Consider the following 15,410-nt stretch of genomic DNA (forward strand, 5'->3'; position numbering starts at 1 on the left):
GAAGGAAAGGGGGCAAGAAGGAAAAGGGGGCGAGGGATAAGGGGCCGAGAGCCGGGCCAGGCTGCACGTCGGCGTATTGCCTGGCCCTGATTGCGCGATGACCTGATTGCGCGATGACCTGATTGCGCGATGACTTGTTGGTGAGGCGACTAGTGGGTTGGGTGGCGCGGCCTGGAGCTCAAGCGTCGCCAGTCTCACCCGGCGACTCGTCACCGGCGACATGCAGCGCGACCTCGTGCTGACGCATCAGGGTCAGGATACTTTCCGGGGGCTGGATGTCGGTGAAGAGCGCATCGAGCTGGCTCAGGTTGCCCTGGCGCACGACCGCATTGCGCTGGAACTTGGAGTGATCCGCGATCAGGAAGACCTGGCGTGAGTTGTGGATGATCGCCTGGGCGACACGCACTTCCTGATAGTCGAATTCCAGCAGCGAGCCATCTTCATCGATGCCGCTGATGCCGATAATCCCGAAGTCGACCTTGAACTGGTTGATGAAGTCGATGGTGGCCTCGCCGATGATGCCGCCATCGCGGGAACGCACCATGCCGCCGGCCACGATGACATTGAAATCCTCCTTGTGCTGGAGGATGGCCGCCACGTTCAGGTTGTTGGTGATGACTTCAAGCCCGTGGTGATCACACAGCGCCTCGGCCACCATCTCGTTGCTGGTGCCGATGTTGATGAACAGCGAGGCGTGGTCAGGAATCTGCCTGGCCAGGGCCGCCGCCATGCGCCGCTTGGCGTCCAGGTTCAATGTCTTGCGGGTGCTGTAGGCGGTGCTGACGGTACTGGACTCAAGCCCCGCGCCCCCGTGCACGCGCTTGAGCGCACCGGCCTCGGACAGCTGATTGAGGTCGCGACGAATGGTCTGCGGCGTGACCTCGAAGTGACTGGCCAGCTGCTCGATGGAGGCATATCCCTGACGCGTGATCAGTTCGACAATGGCGCGATGGCGCTTTGGCTGCATCATCCTGCTCTCTTGTTGTCAGCGGCTGCGGATCGTGAGTTCACTTCATGTCAGGAAGCGCGCATCACGGTTGCCGTTGGGGAGTGGGGTCGTCCAGTGAGGGTACATCCTAATCCAACAGGGGGGCGTCAGTGCAATTTGACGAATGGCGTCAAGGTGTTGCGAAGCTGCAACAGGCCATGTCGGCGCATTGGGTATGAGACCAAGGTACAATGATATTGATTGGTAATACGTTTGTGATAGCGCGCATTTGGCGCTAACGTTTGCAGCGATATTCGAAGACGAACATTTCGTGTTCGGTTGTGATGGTTCAAGAGGAAGTGTTCTCGCTGCGCCTGCCAAGCGCGAAGAGGACAAAGCCAACCCGCTTTCTCCTGTCGCCCTCACATGATACCCGAGCCAATATAGTGAAGTACCGCAGTCTCCGCTGACGTGTACTCTCAGAAGCAGCCTCGAAGCCAAGGACAGTCATAATGTCTAGCCCCAAGCCAGAGAAAGACTCTCGCGTCGATGGACCCACGCGCATTCTCGCGATCGACCAGGGTACCACCAGCTCCCGCGCCATCCTGTTCGATCGTGAAGGGACGGTGACAGGCCTGGCCCAGGAAGAATTCCCGCAGCATTTCCCGGACAGCGGGTGGGTCGAGCACAACGTCGATGATATCTGGGGGTCGGTGAAGCGCACCGTGCGTCAGTCGCTGATCAACACCAATGTCGGCGCCGAGCAGGTGGCCGCCATCGGGATCACCAACCAGCGTGAGACCACCATCGTCTGGGACCGCGAGACCGGCGTGCCGGTCTACAACGCCATCGTCTGGCAGGACCGCCGCACCCACGAGTACTGCCGTGAGCTTTCCGATGCCGGTCATGGTGACATGATCCAGCAGAAGACCGGTCTGCTGATCGACCCGTATTTCTCCGCGACCAAGCTGCGCTGGATTCTCGAGAATGTCGAGGGCGTTCGCGCACGCGCCGAGAAGGGCGAGCTGGCCTTCGGTACCGTCGACAGCTACCTGATCTGGAAGCTGACCGCTGGCAAGCGTCACGTCACCGATGCCACCAACGCCTCGCGTACTTGCCTGTTCAACATCGTCGATCAGTGCTGGGACAGCGAGTTGCTGGAGCTGTTCGGTATCCCGGAAAGCCTGCTGCCGGAAGTGCTGGATTCCAGTGATGATTTCGGCACCACCGACCCGCAGCTGTTCGGTGCGGCGATGCCGATTCGCGGCGTGGCCGGCGATCAGCAGGCGGCGCTGGTCGGTCAGGCCTGCTTCACGCCCGGCATGAGCAAGAGCACCTATGGCACTGGCTGCTTCATGATCATGAACACCGGCGAGAAGATGGAGCTGTCCCGCAATCGTCTGCTGACCACGGTGGGCTATCGCCTCAATGGCAAGCCGACCTATGCCATGGAAGGTAGCATCTTCGTGGCGGGCGCAACCGTGCAGTGGCTGCGTGATGGCCTGAAGCTGTTTTCCGATGCCTCCGAGACCGAACCGCTGGCGCGTGCGGCCAAGGCCGACCACGGTGTCTACATGGTGCCGGCCTTCACCGGCCTGGGAGCACCGCACTGGGACCCGCAGGCGCGTGGCGCGATTCTGGGGCTGACCCGTGGCACCGGCATCACCGATATCGTGGCGGCCGGCCTGCAGTCGGTGTGCTATCAGACGCGTGACCTGCAGGAGTGCATGCTGGATGACGTGGCCATCAACTGCGCGAATCTGCGCGTGGATGGCGGCATGGTCAGCAACAACTGGGTGATGCAGTTCCTGTCTGACATGCTGGGCGTGAAGGTGGATCGTCCGCGCGTGCTGGAAACCACGGCGCTGGGCGTCGCGTATCTGGCCGGCCTGCATATCGGCTGGTATGAAAGCCTGGATGAGATCAGCGAGCTGTGGCATTGCGAGCGTACCTTCGCGCCGGAAATGGCGGAAGAGCAGCGTGAGCGCCTCTACGCCGGCTGGCTGGAAGCGGTGGAAAGAGTGAAAAGCGACGGAGGCCACTGAGCATGTGGACCGATGTCATGACAGGCGAATTTCTCGGCTGTCTGTTCCTTATCCTGTTCGGCGGTGGCGTGGTCGCCAATGTGGTGTTGTCTGACACCAAGGGCAATGGTTCCGGCTGGATCGTGATTACCACCGGCTGGGGTTTTGCCGTGATGATCGGGGTGTTCGTGGCCGTCTCGACCGGCTCGCCCCAGGCGGACCTCAATCCGGCGGTGACGCTGGCCAAGTATCTGCTCGGGGTGCATGCCACCCTCATGGATGTGGCGCGGCATGTCATCGCGCAGATGCTCGGTTGTTTCGCCGGTGCCGTGATGGTGTGGCTGGCCTATCTGCCGCACTGGAAGCGCACCAGCGATGCTGGCCTCAAGCGGGCGGTGTTCTGCACTGACCCGGCAGTCGAGTGTCGTCTGGGCAACATGCTCAGCGAAGTGATCGGGACCGTGGTGCTGATCTTCGGTATCGGCGCCATCGTCGGTTCCGGCACCATCAGCGCCGGCCTGCTGCCGTATCTGGTCGGCATGCTGGTATGGGCCATCGGCCTCTCGCTGGGTGGCGCGACCGGCTATGCCATCAACCCGGCACGTGATCTGGGCCCGCGTATCGCGCACTCCTTGTTGCCGATCCACGGCAAGGGCGCCTCCGGCTGGGGGTATGCCTGGGTGCCGATCGCCGGCCCCCTGGCGGGTGCCTTGATCGCGGCCTCGATGTGGCATCTGCTGCTGTAACAAATCCTTGCCGCAATCCGCTGGAGCAGCCCCCTGCACCTGTGGCACTGTAGCCTGACTTCGCCCCGTCCCTCGACGGGGCGAAGTCATTTCGGGTCTCCCCCTTTTCTCGCCATCCCCCGGCGATAGCACCACTCCATCGTCATGGGGCGCGTTCGTGCGGGCGAGAGGTGGTGGTAGGCGACTGACAGGGGGCAAGTGGCGGAGGTCATCAAGATGTGGACTGACGTCATGACGTGCCTCGCTTGCGTGCCTCGCGCGCGGCCGATACGTGCCAGATTTTTTACCCAGCCATGGCAAGGCGGAATGGCGAGAAAATTTTTTATCATCAGGGGGTTGCATCAAAACGGGAGTTGCGTAGAATACGTCCTCGCTGACAGGGCAAAGCACTTCGCATCACACTGCTTCGCATTTCAGCATGCTGACATAGGACCATAGCTCAGTTGGTTAGAGCGCCACGTTGACATCGTGGAGGTCGGCGGTTCAAATCCGCCTGGTCCTACCAGCATCGGCACTGATGGCAACATCGCGCCACTTGATTCAGGACCATAGCTCAGTTGGTTAGAGCGCCACGTTGACATCGTGGAGGTCGGCGGTTCAAATCCGCCTGGTCCTACCAAGCCGTTCCACGGTATGTTTCAAGTGTTCCTGTGTCATCTGCCACACTTCAGGACCATAGCTCAGTTGGTTAGAGCGCCACGTTGACATCGTGGAGGTCGGCGGTTCAAATCCGCCTGGTCCTACCAGATTCCAGAAAACGCCCGGCTCATCGAGTCGGGCGTTTTCGTGTGCGTGTCATGAAAATCTGCCGTGGGCCAGGCGTGTGACCGGTGCGTGACATCTGGCGAGAAAGGCGCCGCTCAGGCAAGCGTCTCGTCGAGGAATTCGCGTGCTTCCTTGAGGGCGGCATTGGCTGCGCTCAGCAGCGGGGCGAAGCCGACGAACACATGCGGCATGTCCGGCCACAGGCTCAGGGTGACGGGCGAGCCGCAGTCCTGCGCCTGAGTAGCATAGCGACGGCTGTCATCGAGCAGGATCTCCGCCTCGCCGCACTGGATCAGCGTCGGAGGCAGGTCAAACAGGTTTCCCTCCAGTGGTGAGATGCGCGGATCGCTCATGTCGGTGCCGTCCTGCACATAGGCCATGCTCACGAAGGGCAGCAGGTTGGGATCGAGGATCGGGTCCACCTCGGCCTTGCGCGACAGCGAGGCGCTGCCCCAGCTGAGGTCCGTGGCGGGCGAGAAGGCGATCACCGCATCCGGCAGCCGCTCACCTGCGCTCTTGAGCGCATTCAGGGCCGCCAGCGTGAGGTTGCCGCCCGCACTGTCACCGGCCAGCAGCAGGTGGTCCTGCGGGTATTCGTCACACAGCCAGCGCCACGCGGCCAGCACATCCTGCAGGCCGGCCGGGAAGGCGGCCTCGGGCGCGAGGCGGTAATCCAGGGTGTAGGTCTCGGCGCGTGCCGCTCGCCCCAGGCGGCTGGCCAGAGGGCGATGGCCGGCAGGCGAGCCTGCGATCCAGCTGCCGCCATGCACATACAGCAGGCGACGCGGGCGCGCTGGTGCGTCATCGGGTGCCGGCAATACCTCACAGACACGCTCTCCCTCGCCACCCGGTACCATCGCGAGACGCGGTGTCACGCCGGTGTCGAGAATGCTGGCGTCGGCAGCGAAGTAGGCCTCAAGCAGGGTGCGCTTGGCGCCGAGGTCATTGCCGGTGCGCGCTGTGAAGGCCTTGATACGCTCAAGATGCTTGATGACTCGCTCAAGGCCGGCATGCGCATCGTCGTGATTTTGCAGCGAGGCCTCCGCGTGTGGGGGCGGCGAATCCGGGGAGGAGGGCGCTGTAGAGGATGATGTGGAGGGCGAAGTAGAGTGCGACGAGGGATGAGATGGCGACCGGGATGACATGTTTGGCTCCTGTCGGGGGCGAGAGCTCTTAACCTGTCATCTCGCACGGGGCTGTGCAAGGCCTGACAGGCCACAACGCAAGCCGCCCGCCGTGCGAGTGGCGCGGCGGGCGGCAGAGCGTGATGCTGACGTTCAGGCTGCCTGTCAGGCGGGCGCTCAGTTTGTCAGGCAGGAACGCTGTCGAAGTCGCTGGAGGCGATGAAGATCTCGACCAGGCGCTCGATGCCGGCCTGATCCTCTTCGTCGAAGCGCTCGGGGCTCGGGCTGTCCAGGTCCAGCACACCCCACAGCACTTGCTGACCGTCCTGCTCGATGAGCACCGGGATGACCAGCTCGCTGCGCGAGGCGGCGTCACAGGCGATATGGCCCGGGAAGGCGTGCACGTCCGCGACGCGCTGGGTGGTGCGCTCGGTAGCGGCGGCGCCACACACGCCCTTGGTGAAGGGAATCGGGTGGCAGGCCGGCTGACCCTGGAACGGCCCCAGGTGCAGGACCTGCGGCTGACGTTGCACGTAGAAGCCTGCCCAGTTGAGGTTCTCCACCGTCATGTTGACGAAGGCAGCCGTCTGGGAGGCATTGGTCAGCCAGTCGCGGGTATCGAGGATGGCATCCAGCTGGCGGGCCAGCAGTGAATAGTCGGGGCGAGTGGCCATGAGGGCTCCTGAGGGATAGGTAAGGTGGCGAGATGGCGCAAGAATGCGGTCGCGGGTCGCCTGTTTCAAGCGTGTCCTGCGCGTGTGTCTTCTCGCGCTGCGCCGGCATCTGGGCGTGATGAGATGCGTGATGAGATGAGTCATCCACCGGATGCAAAAGCGCCGACCAGTGGTCGGCGCTTTGCGTTCAGGCGTCTGTCAGTGACATGGGGTGAGGCTTACTTCCAGCCCGGCACCGCCGCACCCTTGAACAGCTCTTCCGCCTTGGCTTCGACTTCCGGCGTCTGGTAGGCCTTGACCAGCTTCTGCACCTTCTCGCTGTCTTCATCGCCCTGACGCACGACGATCAGGTTGACGTACGGAGATTCGGCGCCTTCACGGATCAGCGCGTCTTCCGGCTTCAAGCCAGCCGGCTGGGCGAAGGTGTTGTTGATGAAGGCCAGGTCGACGTCCGGCAGGATACGCGGCAGCTGGGCAGCCTCGATTTCCTTGAACTGGTAGTCATGCGGGTTCTTGGCGACGTCGATCGGGGTCGCTTCGAGGTTGCTCTTGTCGGTCAGCTCGATCATGCCCAGGTCGTGCATCAGGATCAGGGAGCGGCCTTCGTTGGACGGATCGTTCGGCAGGGCGATGGTCGCGCCGTCCGGCAGTTCGCTGATGTCTCCGTACTTCTCGGAGTAGGCTCCGATCGGGTACACGAAGGTCTTGCCGGCGCTGGCGAACTTGTAGCCACGCTCACGCACCATGGATTCCATGTATGGCTGGTGCTGGTAGGCGTTGGCATCCAGAGAGCCATCGGCCAGCGCGGCGTTCGGAGACACGTAGTCGGTGAACTCGGTGATCTCGACGTTCAGGTCGTACTTTTCCTTGGCGATCTCGGCCGCGACCTTCATCACTTCGGTTTCCGGACCTGCGACGGTACCCATCTTGAGGGTGTTCTCGTCGGACGCGTCGTTGCCGCAGCCTGCCAGCAGGGTGGCGCCGAGCAGGGTGGCAGCACCGGCAAGGCGCAGCGGGGAAGAAAGCGTGGTCAGCATGTTGCGCATCGATGTTCTCCTTGTGATCCGACGTGACCGGCGGGGTCCGCGGGATGTTATGAGTGACGGCTCATTGTGATGAGCCGTCACGATACCGAAAGCCGTGTGATTTGTAGATCGATCGCCACTTGTAGATCTGTCGCCGCTCATGGAGCGACGCTTACTTGTGGTTCGACTTGCGCACCAGATGGTCGCCCAGGCTCTGGAAGCCCTGCACCATGACGACGAGGATGACCACGGTCACCAGCATCACCATCGGGTCGAAGCGGTTGTAGCCGTAGCGAATGCCGAGATCCCCCAGGCCACCGCCACCGACGGTGCCGGCCATGGCGGAATAGCTGATCAGCGTCACCACGGTGATGGTCAGGCCATTGATGATGCCGCCGCGTGCTTCCGGCAGCAGCACCTTGGTGATGATCTGCATCGGCGTGGCGCCCATGGCCTGTGCGGCTTCGACCAGCCCCGGGCCGACTTCATTCAGCGCGCCTTCGATCAGGCGGGCGACGAAGGGAATCGAGGCGATGGTCAGCGGCACGATGGCGGCGTTGGTGCCGATGGAGCTGCCCGCGATCAGGCGCGTCAGCGGGATGATCGCCACCATCAGGATGATGAACGGCACCGAGCGACCGATGTTGGTGATGATGCTCAACACGCTGTTGAGTGCCGGGCGCGCGAGAATCTGGCCGGGGCGCGAGGTGTAGAGTGCCACGCCCAGTGGAATGCCGAGTGCCGCGGAGATCAGGCCTGCCACCGCGACCATGTACAGCGTCTCGAGGGTGGAGGACAGGACGAGTTCAAGCAGTGCGGGTGACATGACCGAGCACCTCCACTTTCAGGTCGTGGGATTCGAGATAATCGAGCGCTTGCTGTGTCTGGCGGCTGTCGCCCATCAGTTCGGCGATCATCAGGCCCAGTGTGCGGTCCTGAATGGATTCCACCTTGGCCTGCAGGATGCTGACATCCACCTGGCATTCACGCGCCAGTCGCGAGATCAGCGGAGTGGAGACGGCGTCGCCGCTGAAGGCCAGGCGCACCACTGGGTGGGTATGCGGGCCTGCGGTGGCTTCGAGGCGCTCCACCAGCGCGCGTGGCGGCTCAAGTTCCAGGAAGTCATTGAGGAACTCGCGGCCCAGGCGGGTCTGCGGTGCGGTGAAGAAATCGCCCACCGAGGCCACTTCCACCAGTTCACCGCCGCTGATCAGGGCGACCTGATCACAGATGCTCTTGACCACTTCCATCTCGTGGGTGATCAGCAGGATCGTCAGGCCCAGCTTGGTGTTGATGTCCTTGAGCAGCTCAAGGATGGAGGCGGTGGTCTGCGGGTCGAGCGCCGAGGTGGCCTCATCACACAGCAGCACCTTGGGGCGGCTGGCCAGCGCGCGGGCGATGGCCACACGCTGTTTCTGGCCGCCGGACAGCTGGGCAGGATACTGGTCGGCCTTGTCGCTCAGGCCGGTCAGCTCCAGCAATGGCTCGACGCGCTTTCTGATCTCGTCCTTCGAGATGCCAGCCAGCTCCAGCGGCAATGCCACATTGGCGAAGACTGTGCGTGAGGAGAGCAGATTGAAGTGCTGGAAGATCATGCCGATCTGGTGACGAGCGCTGCGCAGGGCGGACTCGTCGAGCTCGGTCAGTTCCTGGCCATCGACGACGACGCTACCGGCAGTGGGGCGTTCGAGCAGATTGACGCAGCGAATGAGGGTCGACTTGCCGGCACCGGACAGGCCGATGACACCGGTAATGGCGCCCTGAGGAACCGTGAGGCTGGCATCCTTGAGCGCGACCACGGCCTTGTCACCACTGCCGTAAGTCTTGGAGACGTTCTTGAGTGTGATCATGGGGGTCCGAGTGGTTAAGGCACCAACCGGATTGCGGGCGAAGGTCTGTAGAGGACAGAACGTTCTGCCGGCGTCTGCGCACATGGCAGACAGCGAAGAGGGGAGCGATCCAGTGGGGAGAAAAAAGACCACCCAAGACGGGTGGCCATCAACGCTGGACACACCCTTTTAGCAGAACTTGCACCCCGTGAGACCAGCTCTCGTGGTGGGCGCCCGCAATCCGGGTACAAATCGGCGCCAAACAGATTTGAGGCGCATTCTATCAGTCACCTTGGGGGTGTCAACGACTTTGGTCTTGCGCTGGACGTTTAATCGAACTGTCGTTCGATATGGCAATTTGGCGATACGCTCTGTAAGCCATTTCTTACAAGAGTCTTGTCGTGGCGCGGGTTTCAACAGGCATCGACGGCTTGCCTGTCTTGACGGTCAGTCGGGAATGAGTTGCGGCCCGCTCTGGCGACTCTGCGTTCGCGGTGGCAGCTGTGCTCATCTGTGGCGAGAGGCGAGAGGCGAGAGGCGAGAGGCGAGAGGCGAGAGGCGAGAGGCGAGAGGCGAGAGGCGAGAGGCGGGTGGCGAGGGCGGCAACGGCGCGCACTCCCACGGGCGGCAACGCCAGCATGTCGACGGCTAGTCCACCATGCTAGGATTTCGGCTGGGCATGCCGGTCATCTCGCTGCTGCATGCCGTCCCTTATTCACGGCTTCTCGACAGCAAGAAGCAGCAGTGCAAGGAAAGATCACGCATGTTCACGGGTATCGTACAAGGCATGGCGGAAGTGGTGGCCATTGAAGAGCGCACTGACTTTCGCACGCATCAGGTCCGGTTGCCGGCGGGGCTGGAGGCGGGGCTGGAGCTGGGGGCCTCGGTGGCCCATAACGGTTGCTGTCTGACCGTGACGGCGCTTGAGGGTCAGCTGGCCAGCTTTGACCTGATGCGTGAGACGCTGCGCCTGACCAATCTGGGCGAACTCGAGGTGGGCAGCATCGTGAACGTGGAGCGAGCGGCACGCTTCGGCGACGAGATCGGTGGGCACTCGATGTCCGGGCACGTGATGGCGATGGTGACCATCGATGCCATCGAGGCCACCGCTGACAATCGTCGTATCTGGTTCCAGGCGCCGGCCGAGCTGATGCGTTTTCTGTTCGACAAGGGCTATGTGGGACTTGACGGTGTCAGCCTGACGATCGGTGAGGTGCAGGGCACACGCTTCTGCGTCAATCTGATTCCCGAGACGCTCGAGCGCACCCTGATGGGCGTGCGCACCGTCGGTGATCAGGTCAACCTTGAAGTCGACCCGCAGACCCAGGCCATTGTCGAGACCGTCGAGCGGGTCATGGCCTCCCGTCTGGCATGAGGCTTGCAGGTCTGCAGCGGATCAACTCACTGGCATGACGCCAGAACTCGTCTGACTGGTCAGGAAATATGCCGGGAATGCTCGATTCGCTGCAGACCTTTGGGTACCATGTTGCGCCTTTCGATGCCCTGCCGCTGGCGGGGCATCGTGGTTCAGGCAGGCTGAACAGGGGAAAAGCTTCATCCGACGCCCTGTGCGGCATACCTGTCCGAGCGAGTTCGTCTTGATCTGCTGATTCTGACAATCACCGACCACTGCGCCTTGCCGGACAGGCACTGCTCAAGGATAGGGGCTACCTCAATGCTGGAACGTCTTTTCAAGCTCTCCGAGCACGGTACCAATGTGCGTACCGAAGTCATCGCAGGATTTACCTCCTTCCTCGCGATGGCCTATATCATCTTCGTGGCTCCCTCGATGCTGGCCTCCACCGGCATGGATCACGGTGCCGTGTTCGTCGCGACCTGTCTGGCGGCCGCCATCGGCTGTCTGGTCATGGGCCTCTACGCCAACTACCCGATCGCGCTGGCACCGGGCATGGGGCTGACGGCCTTCTTCACCTATACGGTCGCCGGCCAGATGGGCGTGCCCTGGCAGGTCGCGCTGGGCGCGGTCTTCCTGTCCGGGGTGAGCTTCTTCCTGCTGTCCGCCTTCAAGATTCGCGAGTGGATCATCAATGCCATTCCCGCCTCGCTGAAGACCGGTATCGCCGCGGGCATCGGCCTGTTCATGGCGATCATCGCCCTGCAGGGCAGCGGCATCGTCGTCGACGCCCCGGGCACGCTGGTCACGCTGGGCGATCTGTCCTCGCCGGCGGCCATGTATGCATTGCTCTCGTTCTTTTTGATCGTCGCACTGTCGTATCGGAAGGTGATCGGTGCGGTGATGATCGGCATACTGCTCGTCACGCTGCTGGCGACCCTGACCGGCAACAACGACTTCCACGGCTTTGCCTCGATGCCGCCGAGCATGCTGCCGACATTGGCGGAGCTCGATATCGCCGGCGCCTTCAATCTGGGCATGGTGTCGATCATCTTCGCCTTCCTGTTCGTCGATCTGTTCGACACCTCGGGCACGCTGATCGCCGTCTCCCAGCAGGCTGGCCTGACCAATGAGCGTGGCCACCTGCCGCGCCTGGGGCGGGCCTTGATGGCCGACTCCAGTGCCACCATGGTCGGCTCTGTCATGGGCACCTCGAATGTGACCAGCTACATCGAATCTGCCACTGGCGTGGCCGCCGGCGGACGTACCGGCCTGACGGCCGTGGTCGTGGCCGGCCTGTTCCTCGTCAGCCTGTTCCTGTCACCGCTGGCGACCTCGATTCCGGCCTTCGCCACTGCCGGTGCGCTGCTGTATGTTGCCTGCCTGATGACGGGCGGCCTGGCACGCATCGACTGGAACGACATTACTGAAGCGGCACCGGTGGTGATCGCCACCCTGGTGATGCCGCTGACCTACTCGATTGCCAACGGGATCGCGCTGGGCTTCATCAGCTACGCCGTGATCAAGCTGTTCTCCGGCCGTTATCGTGATCTGAGCCCGGGGCTGGTGATTCTCGCCATCCTGTTCGCCTGCAAATACCTGTTCCTCGACGGAGCCCTCTAATGAGCATCTACAGCGACTACATCAAGTCTGTCATCCGCACCGTGCCGGACTGGCCCCAGGAAGGCGTCAACTTCCGTGACATCACGCCGGTGCTGCAGAACTCCGCCGCGTTCCGCAAGCTGATCGACTCCTTCGTGCACCGCTATCAGGAGATGGAAATCGACGCCATCGCCGCCATCGATGCGCGTGGCTTCATCATCGGTGCTCCGCTGGCCTACGAGCTGGGCTGCAGCTTCGTGCCGGTGCGCAAGAAGGGCAAGCTGCCGTTCAAGACCATCAGCGAGACCTACTCGCTGGAATATGGTGAGTCCACCGTCGAGCTGCACTCCGATGCCTTCCGCGAAGGCGATCGCATCCTGGTGATGGATGACCTGATCGCCACCGGCGGCACCATGCTGGCGGCCTGCAAGCTGATCGAGCGCACCGGTGGTGTGGTCGTCGAGACGGCAGCCATCATCGACCTGCCGGAAATCGGCGGCTCCGCGCGCATTCGTGAAGAAGGCCACAGTGTCTTCGCGGCGTGCAGCTTCACCGAATCCGAGTAATGCCGGCTTGACGCGATGGCCCTGTCTTCTGGCAGGGCCATCGTCGTTGCTGCGGGCAGCGAATCTGAGGCCCTTGTCCGCGCTCTGGCGTGGCTGAGTGGATCTTCCCCTTGTGCGGTGGCGCGCCAGCCACCATGCTTTCCTTCTGTTTCGTCATTGCGAGTGACCCACATGTCTTCCGAACGCTACCACGACCACTTCATCGTCTCCTGGGACCAGCTGCACCGTGATGTGCGCGCGCTATGTCACGACCTCAGCGGTCGCGATTTCAAGGGCATCATCGCCATCACCCGCGGTGGCCTGATTCCGGCTGGCCTGATCGCCCGCGAGCTGGGTATCCGCCACATCGATACCGTGTGCATCAAGAGCTATCACGACCACATGGAGCAGGGTGGTCTGGAAGTGGTCAAGGGCGTCGACCACGACGGTGACGGCTGGCTGCTGGTCGATGACCTGGTCGACACCGGCAACACCGCACGTGCGGTGCGTGACATGCTGCCCAAGGCGCACTTCGTGACTGTCTATGCCAAGCCGGAAGGTCGCCCGCTGGTCGATGGCTTCATCACCGAAGTGCCGCAGAACTGCTGGATCCAGTTCCCGTGGGACATGGGTATCGCCTACGTCGAGCCGATCGCCGAGCAGCTCAAGAAGCAAGAGAGCGATAGCTGACATGCCGTTGGAGACTGCCGCGACTGGCCGCTCCGAGGTGTTGCCTGCCGATTGGCAGGCGCATCTTGGCCAAGAGTTTCAGGCTGACTATATGCAGCGCCTGCGCGACTTTCTGCGCGCCGAGAAAGATGCCGGCAAGGTCATCTATCCGCATTCCGATGACTGGTTCCGTGCCTTCTGGCTGACGCCGCTCTCCAACGTCAAGGTCGTGATCCTCGGGCAGGACCCCTATCACGGCCCGGGCCAGGCGCATGGACTGTGCTTCTCGGTACGCCCCGGCGTACGCCCGCCGCCTTCGCTGAAGAACATCTACAAGGAACTGGCCGCCGATGTCGGCGTCGAACCCGTCGATCACGGCTTCCTTGAAAGCTGGGCGAAGCAGGGCGTCTTGCTGCTCAACAGCGTGCTGACCGTCGAGCAGGGCAAGGCCGCCTCGCATCAGAAGCAGGGGTGGGAGCAATTCACCGACCGCGCCATCGACGTGATCAATCAGCACTGTCAGGGTGTCGTCTTCCTGCTCTGGGGCAGTCATGCCCAGAAGAAGGCCCGCGCTGTGGACACCCAGAAGCACCTGGTGCTCCACGCGCCGCACCCATCTCCCCTCGCAGCGCACCGCGGTTTCTTCGGCTCTCGCCACTTCTCGCAAGCCAACGCCTGGCTGGAAGCGCGTGGGAAAAAGCCGATCGACTGGCAGTTGCCGGTATCGACCTAGAGGCTGAGAAAAAGTTTCAAGTTGCTTTGCTCTATAGTGTTCTTATTCTCTTTGCCCAAGCTAAGAGGCGATTGTAGTTTGTGAAAGGAAGCCAAAATGGTGCTTTTTCTCGCTGAATCACCCCTGCAGGTGATTTCATGTTACGAATTGTTTAAGCAGAAGTTTTCTGGTGAGAGGGTTTTGCTCGTAGTGAAGTATTCGGGCGAGAGAAAGAAAAAAACTCATGATTATCAGCTCAAGAAAACAATTGAAGCTTTGGATTGGCCTGAATGCACTGAGGTGTCTTTTCTGTGCAGAGTCAAGCAGTTTTCATGGGTTAAAAAAAGATTTGTCAAATATAAGATCATCAAGGCATGTGAGGGGCGTGCAAGTGTAGTATGTATGGGTGACTTTAAAAGTGAATGGATGCATGATCTCAAGATAAAGTTATTGCCAGAAAGTGTCTATCTGACCGATGATGGGGTAGGTGTCATAGAGGCGAAGGAAAAATATATAGATAAAGGTTTATTCCATCGCAAAAAGAAGTTGGGGTGGCTTTCCGGTGATGATTATGTGCAGCCGATTATCTTTAGTTCGTTTGTCAGTAGCTCGGGTGATGGGAGTTCAGTACATAATGATTACAGGGCTTTGAGGGCGGAAAGTCGGAGTAAGGCAACTGACGTGGATGCCGTTTTTTATTTTGGTGCCAAGTATAGTGAAGCTGGTATCATGTCGTTGGAGGATGAGCTTGTGCTTATCAGTAAGGCCAAGCTATATTTTGAGGAACGCGGGAAAAAAATAAAGTATATACCACACAGGGCTGATACACTCGGTAAGCTTGAATTGATTGAGAGTCAACTCAATATTCCTGTCAACCCTCTCGGCTTGCCAGCGGAACTATACTTGTTGAAGCTGGATTACTTGCCTTGGGGGATTGCTGGAGCTTTCACAAGTGCACTTCTTAGCCTCGACAAGCTTTTCGATTTTGAGTCTGTGGTTTCTTTTGAAGTTCCCTCTGCTGTGTTGCGTGCAGAATCTTCAAGCGCAATAAGTAATATTTATAAGGAGTACCGTCAAGCCGGTATTGATGTAGTGGGCTTGGACTTCAATAAGCATGATCGGATTTAAGACTGAGTGTGATCAGGTGTACGGTTATTGGTGTATGAAATGAAGCAGGTTTTTTACCCATATAATTGGCGTTGCAGATTTTTCATGCGGCAAATTTGTGGTGAAGTTCTTGAGTGGATTCAATGGCTTCTATGTGTTAGAGTTTTCTATAAATTCAGTTTTCGTTGAGGGCGGCAGGGCATGTTCGATAATGCATCGATTTTGGTCACAGGTGGTACTGGATCTTTTGGTCATACATTCATTCCAATGTTGTTGGAAAAATATAATCCCAAGAGGGGGCGGATG

Annotated in this window: 14 protein-coding genes and 3 tRNA genes; 11 read left to right on the forward strand and 6 right to left on the reverse strand. The window is 60.7% G+C overall.

What is annotated here, in order from left to right:
• Nucleotides 1-178 precede the first annotated feature (178 nt).
• Nucleotides 179-970, reverse strand: coding sequence for a DeoR/GlpR family transcriptional regulator (locus ACJJV2_RS04950; RefSeq protein ID WP_405278673.1), 792 nt, complete (start codon nucleotides 968-970; stop codon nucleotides 179-181).
• Between the two features lie 470 nt (nucleotides 971-1,440).
• Here ACJJV2_RS04950 and glpK point away from each other — a divergent pair, with 470 nt between their 5' ends.
• The 5 genes from glpK to ACJJV2_RS04975 all read left to right on the forward strand — a co-directional run bounded on the left by glpK (nucleotide 1,441) and on the right by ACJJV2_RS04975 (nucleotide 4,444).
• Nucleotides 1,441-2,973: a glycerol kinase GlpK gene (gene glpK / locus ACJJV2_RS04955; RefSeq protein WP_052384799.1), complete on the forward strand. Its 1,533-nt coding sequence runs from the start codon at nucleotides 1,441-1,443 to the stop codon at nucleotides 2,971-2,973.
• 2 nt (nucleotides 2,974-2,975) lie between these two features.
• Nucleotides 2,976-3,698, forward strand: a complete 723-nt coding sequence (locus ACJJV2_RS04960) for an MIP/aquaporin family protein (protein WP_052384798.1) — start codon at nucleotides 2,976-2,978, stop codon at nucleotides 3,696-3,698.
• A gap of 428 nt (nucleotides 3,699-4,126) precedes the next feature.
• A tRNA-Val gene (locus ACJJV2_RS04965) sits at nucleotides 4,127-4,203 on the forward strand.
• Nucleotides 4,204-4,240: 37 nt separating this feature from the next.
• Nucleotides 4,241-4,317, forward strand: a tRNA-Val gene (locus tag ACJJV2_RS04970).
• Between the two features lie 50 nt (nucleotides 4,318-4,367).
• A tRNA-Val gene (locus tag ACJJV2_RS04975) sits at nucleotides 4,368-4,444 on the forward strand.
• A 114-nt stretch (nucleotides 4,445-4,558) separates the two neighbouring features.
• Here the strand turns inward: ACJJV2_RS04975 and ACJJV2_RS04980 are convergent.
• The 5 genes from ACJJV2_RS04980 to ACJJV2_RS05000 all read right to left on the reverse strand — a co-directional run bounded on the left by ACJJV2_RS04980 (nucleotide 4,559) and on the right by ACJJV2_RS05000 (nucleotide 9,136).
• Nucleotides 4,559-5,608 (reverse strand): alpha/beta hydrolase, encoded by a 1,050-nt coding sequence (locus ACJJV2_RS04980; RefSeq protein WP_405278676.1) that lies wholly within the window; start codon nucleotides 5,606-5,608, stop codon nucleotides 4,559-4,561.
• A 164-nt stretch (nucleotides 5,609-5,772) separates the two neighbouring features.
• On the reverse strand, nucleotides 5,773-6,261 hold the full coding sequence (locus tag ACJJV2_RS04985) for a GAF domain-containing protein (protein WP_107336313.1): 489 nt from the start codon (nucleotides 6,259-6,261) through the stop codon (nucleotides 5,773-5,775).
• 218 nt (nucleotides 6,262-6,479) lie between these two features.
• Nucleotides 6,480-7,298 (reverse strand): MetQ/NlpA family ABC transporter substrate-binding protein, encoded by an 819-nt coding sequence (locus ACJJV2_RS04990; RefSeq protein WP_405280669.1) that lies wholly within the window; start codon nucleotides 7,296-7,298, stop codon nucleotides 6,480-6,482.
• A 160-nt stretch (nucleotides 7,299-7,458) separates the two neighbouring features.
• The gene (locus tag ACJJV2_RS04995; RefSeq protein WP_107336314.1) at nucleotides 7,459-8,112 is read right to left on the reverse strand and encodes a methionine ABC transporter permease; all 654 of its coding nucleotides are present in this window, start codon (nucleotides 8,110-8,112) and stop codon (nucleotides 7,459-7,461) included.
• Nucleotides 8,093-9,136, reverse strand: a complete 1,044-nt coding sequence (locus ACJJV2_RS05000) for a methionine ABC transporter ATP-binding protein (RefSeq protein WP_405278679.1) — start codon at nucleotides 9,134-9,136, stop codon at nucleotides 8,093-8,095. The genes ACJJV2_RS04995 and ACJJV2_RS05000 overlap by 20 nt, the downstream gene beginning before the upstream one ends.
• A gap of 742 nt (nucleotides 9,137-9,878) precedes the next feature.
• Here ACJJV2_RS05000 and ACJJV2_RS05005 point away from each other — a divergent pair.
• The 6 genes from ACJJV2_RS05005 to ACJJV2_RS05030 all read left to right on the forward strand — a co-directional run bounded on the left by ACJJV2_RS05005 (nucleotide 9,879) and on the right by ACJJV2_RS05030 (nucleotide 15,125).
• Nucleotides 9,879-10,490, forward strand: coding sequence for a riboflavin synthase subunit alpha (locus ACJJV2_RS05005; protein ID WP_405280672.1), 612 nt, complete (start codon nucleotides 9,879-9,881; stop codon nucleotides 10,488-10,490).
• A 300-nt stretch (nucleotides 10,491-10,790) separates the two neighbouring features.
• Nucleotides 10,791-12,092 carry an NCS2 family permease gene (locus ACJJV2_RS05010; protein ID WP_192837612.1) on the forward strand — a complete coding sequence of 434 codons (1,302 nt, stop codon included), beginning with the start codon at nucleotides 10,791-10,793 and terminating at the stop codon, nucleotides 12,090-12,092.
• On the forward strand, nucleotides 12,092-12,637 hold the full coding sequence (locus ACJJV2_RS05015; protein ID WP_043335609.1) for an adenine phosphoribosyltransferase: 546 nt from the start codon (nucleotides 12,092-12,094) through the stop codon (nucleotides 12,635-12,637). The genes ACJJV2_RS05010 and ACJJV2_RS05015 overlap by 1 nt, the downstream gene beginning before the upstream one ends.
• A 171-nt stretch (nucleotides 12,638-12,808) precedes the next feature.
• Nucleotides 12,809-13,306, forward strand: coding sequence for a xanthine phosphoribosyltransferase (gene gpt / locus ACJJV2_RS05020; RefSeq protein ID WP_043335607.1), 498 nt, complete (start codon nucleotides 12,809-12,811; stop codon nucleotides 13,304-13,306).
• A 1-nt stretch (nucleotide 13,307) separates the two neighbouring features.
• Nucleotides 13,308-14,018, forward strand: a complete 711-nt coding sequence (gene ung / locus ACJJV2_RS05025) for a uracil-DNA glycosylase (protein ID WP_405278682.1) — start codon at nucleotides 13,308-13,310, stop codon at nucleotides 14,016-14,018.
• A 96-nt stretch (nucleotides 14,019-14,114) separates the two neighbouring features.
• Nucleotides 14,115-15,125: a hypothetical protein gene (locus ACJJV2_RS05030; RefSeq protein WP_405278684.1), complete on the forward strand. Its 1,011-nt coding sequence runs from the start codon at nucleotides 14,115-14,117 to the stop codon at nucleotides 15,123-15,125.
• Nucleotides 15,126-15,410 lie beyond the last annotated feature (285 nt).

It is taken from the genome of Cobetia sp. Ld8 (assembly GCF_045066615.1).
Lineage (GTDB): Bacteria > Pseudomonadota > Gammaproteobacteria > Pseudomonadales > Halomonadaceae > Cobetia > Cobetia amphilecti.

What these genes read in the sequence shown, in the direction of transcription:
- ACJJV2_RS05005 (WP_405280672.1), top strand. Translation starts at nt 9,879, where the DNA reads ATGTTCACGGGTATCGTACAAGGCATGGCGGAAGTGGTGGCCATTGAA.
- ACJJV2_RS05000 (WP_405278679.1), bottom strand. Translation starts at nt 9,136, where the DNA reads ATGATCACACTCAAGAACGTCTCCAAGACTTACGGCAGTGGTGACAAG.
- ACJJV2_RS05015 (WP_043335609.1), top strand. Translation starts at nt 12,092, where the DNA reads ATGAGCATCTACAGCGACTACATCAAGTCTGTCATCCGCACCGTGCCG.
- ACJJV2_RS04995 (WP_107336314.1), bottom strand. Translation starts at nt 8,112, where the DNA reads ATGTCACCCGCACTGCTTGAACTCGTCCTGTCCTCCACCCTCGAGACG.
- gpt (WP_043335607.1), top strand. Translation starts at nt 12,809, where the DNA reads ATGTCTTCCGAACGCTACCACGACCACTTCATCGTCTCCTGGGACCAG.
- ACJJV2_RS04980 (WP_405278676.1), bottom strand. Translation starts at nt 5,608, where the DNA reads ATGTCATCCCGGTCGCCATCTCATCCCTCGTCGCACTCTACTTCGCCC.
- ACJJV2_RS05010 (WP_192837612.1), top strand. Translation starts at nt 10,791, where the DNA reads ATGCTGGAACGTCTTTTCAAGCTCTCCGAGCACGGTACCAATGTGCGT.
- ACJJV2_RS04960 (WP_052384798.1), top strand. Translation starts at nt 2,976, where the DNA reads ATGTGGACCGATGTCATGACAGGCGAATTTCTCGGCTGTCTGTTCCTT.
- ung (WP_405278682.1), top strand. Translation starts at nt 13,308, where the DNA reads ATGCCGTTGGAGACTGCCGCGACTGGCCGCTCCGAGGTGTTGCCTGCC.
- ACJJV2_RS04985 (WP_107336313.1), bottom strand. Translation starts at nt 6,261, where the DNA reads ATGGCCACTCGCCCCGACTATTCACTGCTGGCCCGCCAGCTGGATGCC.
- ACJJV2_RS05030 (WP_405278684.1), top strand. Translation starts at nt 14,115, where the DNA reads ATGGTGCTTTTTCTCGCTGAATCACCCCTGCAGGTGATTTCATGTTAC.
- glpK (WP_052384799.1), top strand. Translation starts at nt 1,441, where the DNA reads ATGTCTAGCCCCAAGCCAGAGAAAGACTCTCGCGTCGATGGACCCACG.
- ACJJV2_RS04990 (WP_405280669.1), bottom strand. Translation starts at nt 7,298, where the DNA reads ATGCTGACCACGCTTTCTTCCCCGCTGCGCCTTGCCGGTGCTGCCACC.
- ACJJV2_RS04950 (WP_405278673.1), bottom strand. Translation starts at nt 970, where the DNA reads ATGATGCAGCCAAAGCGCCATCGCGCCATTGTCGAACTGATCACGCGT.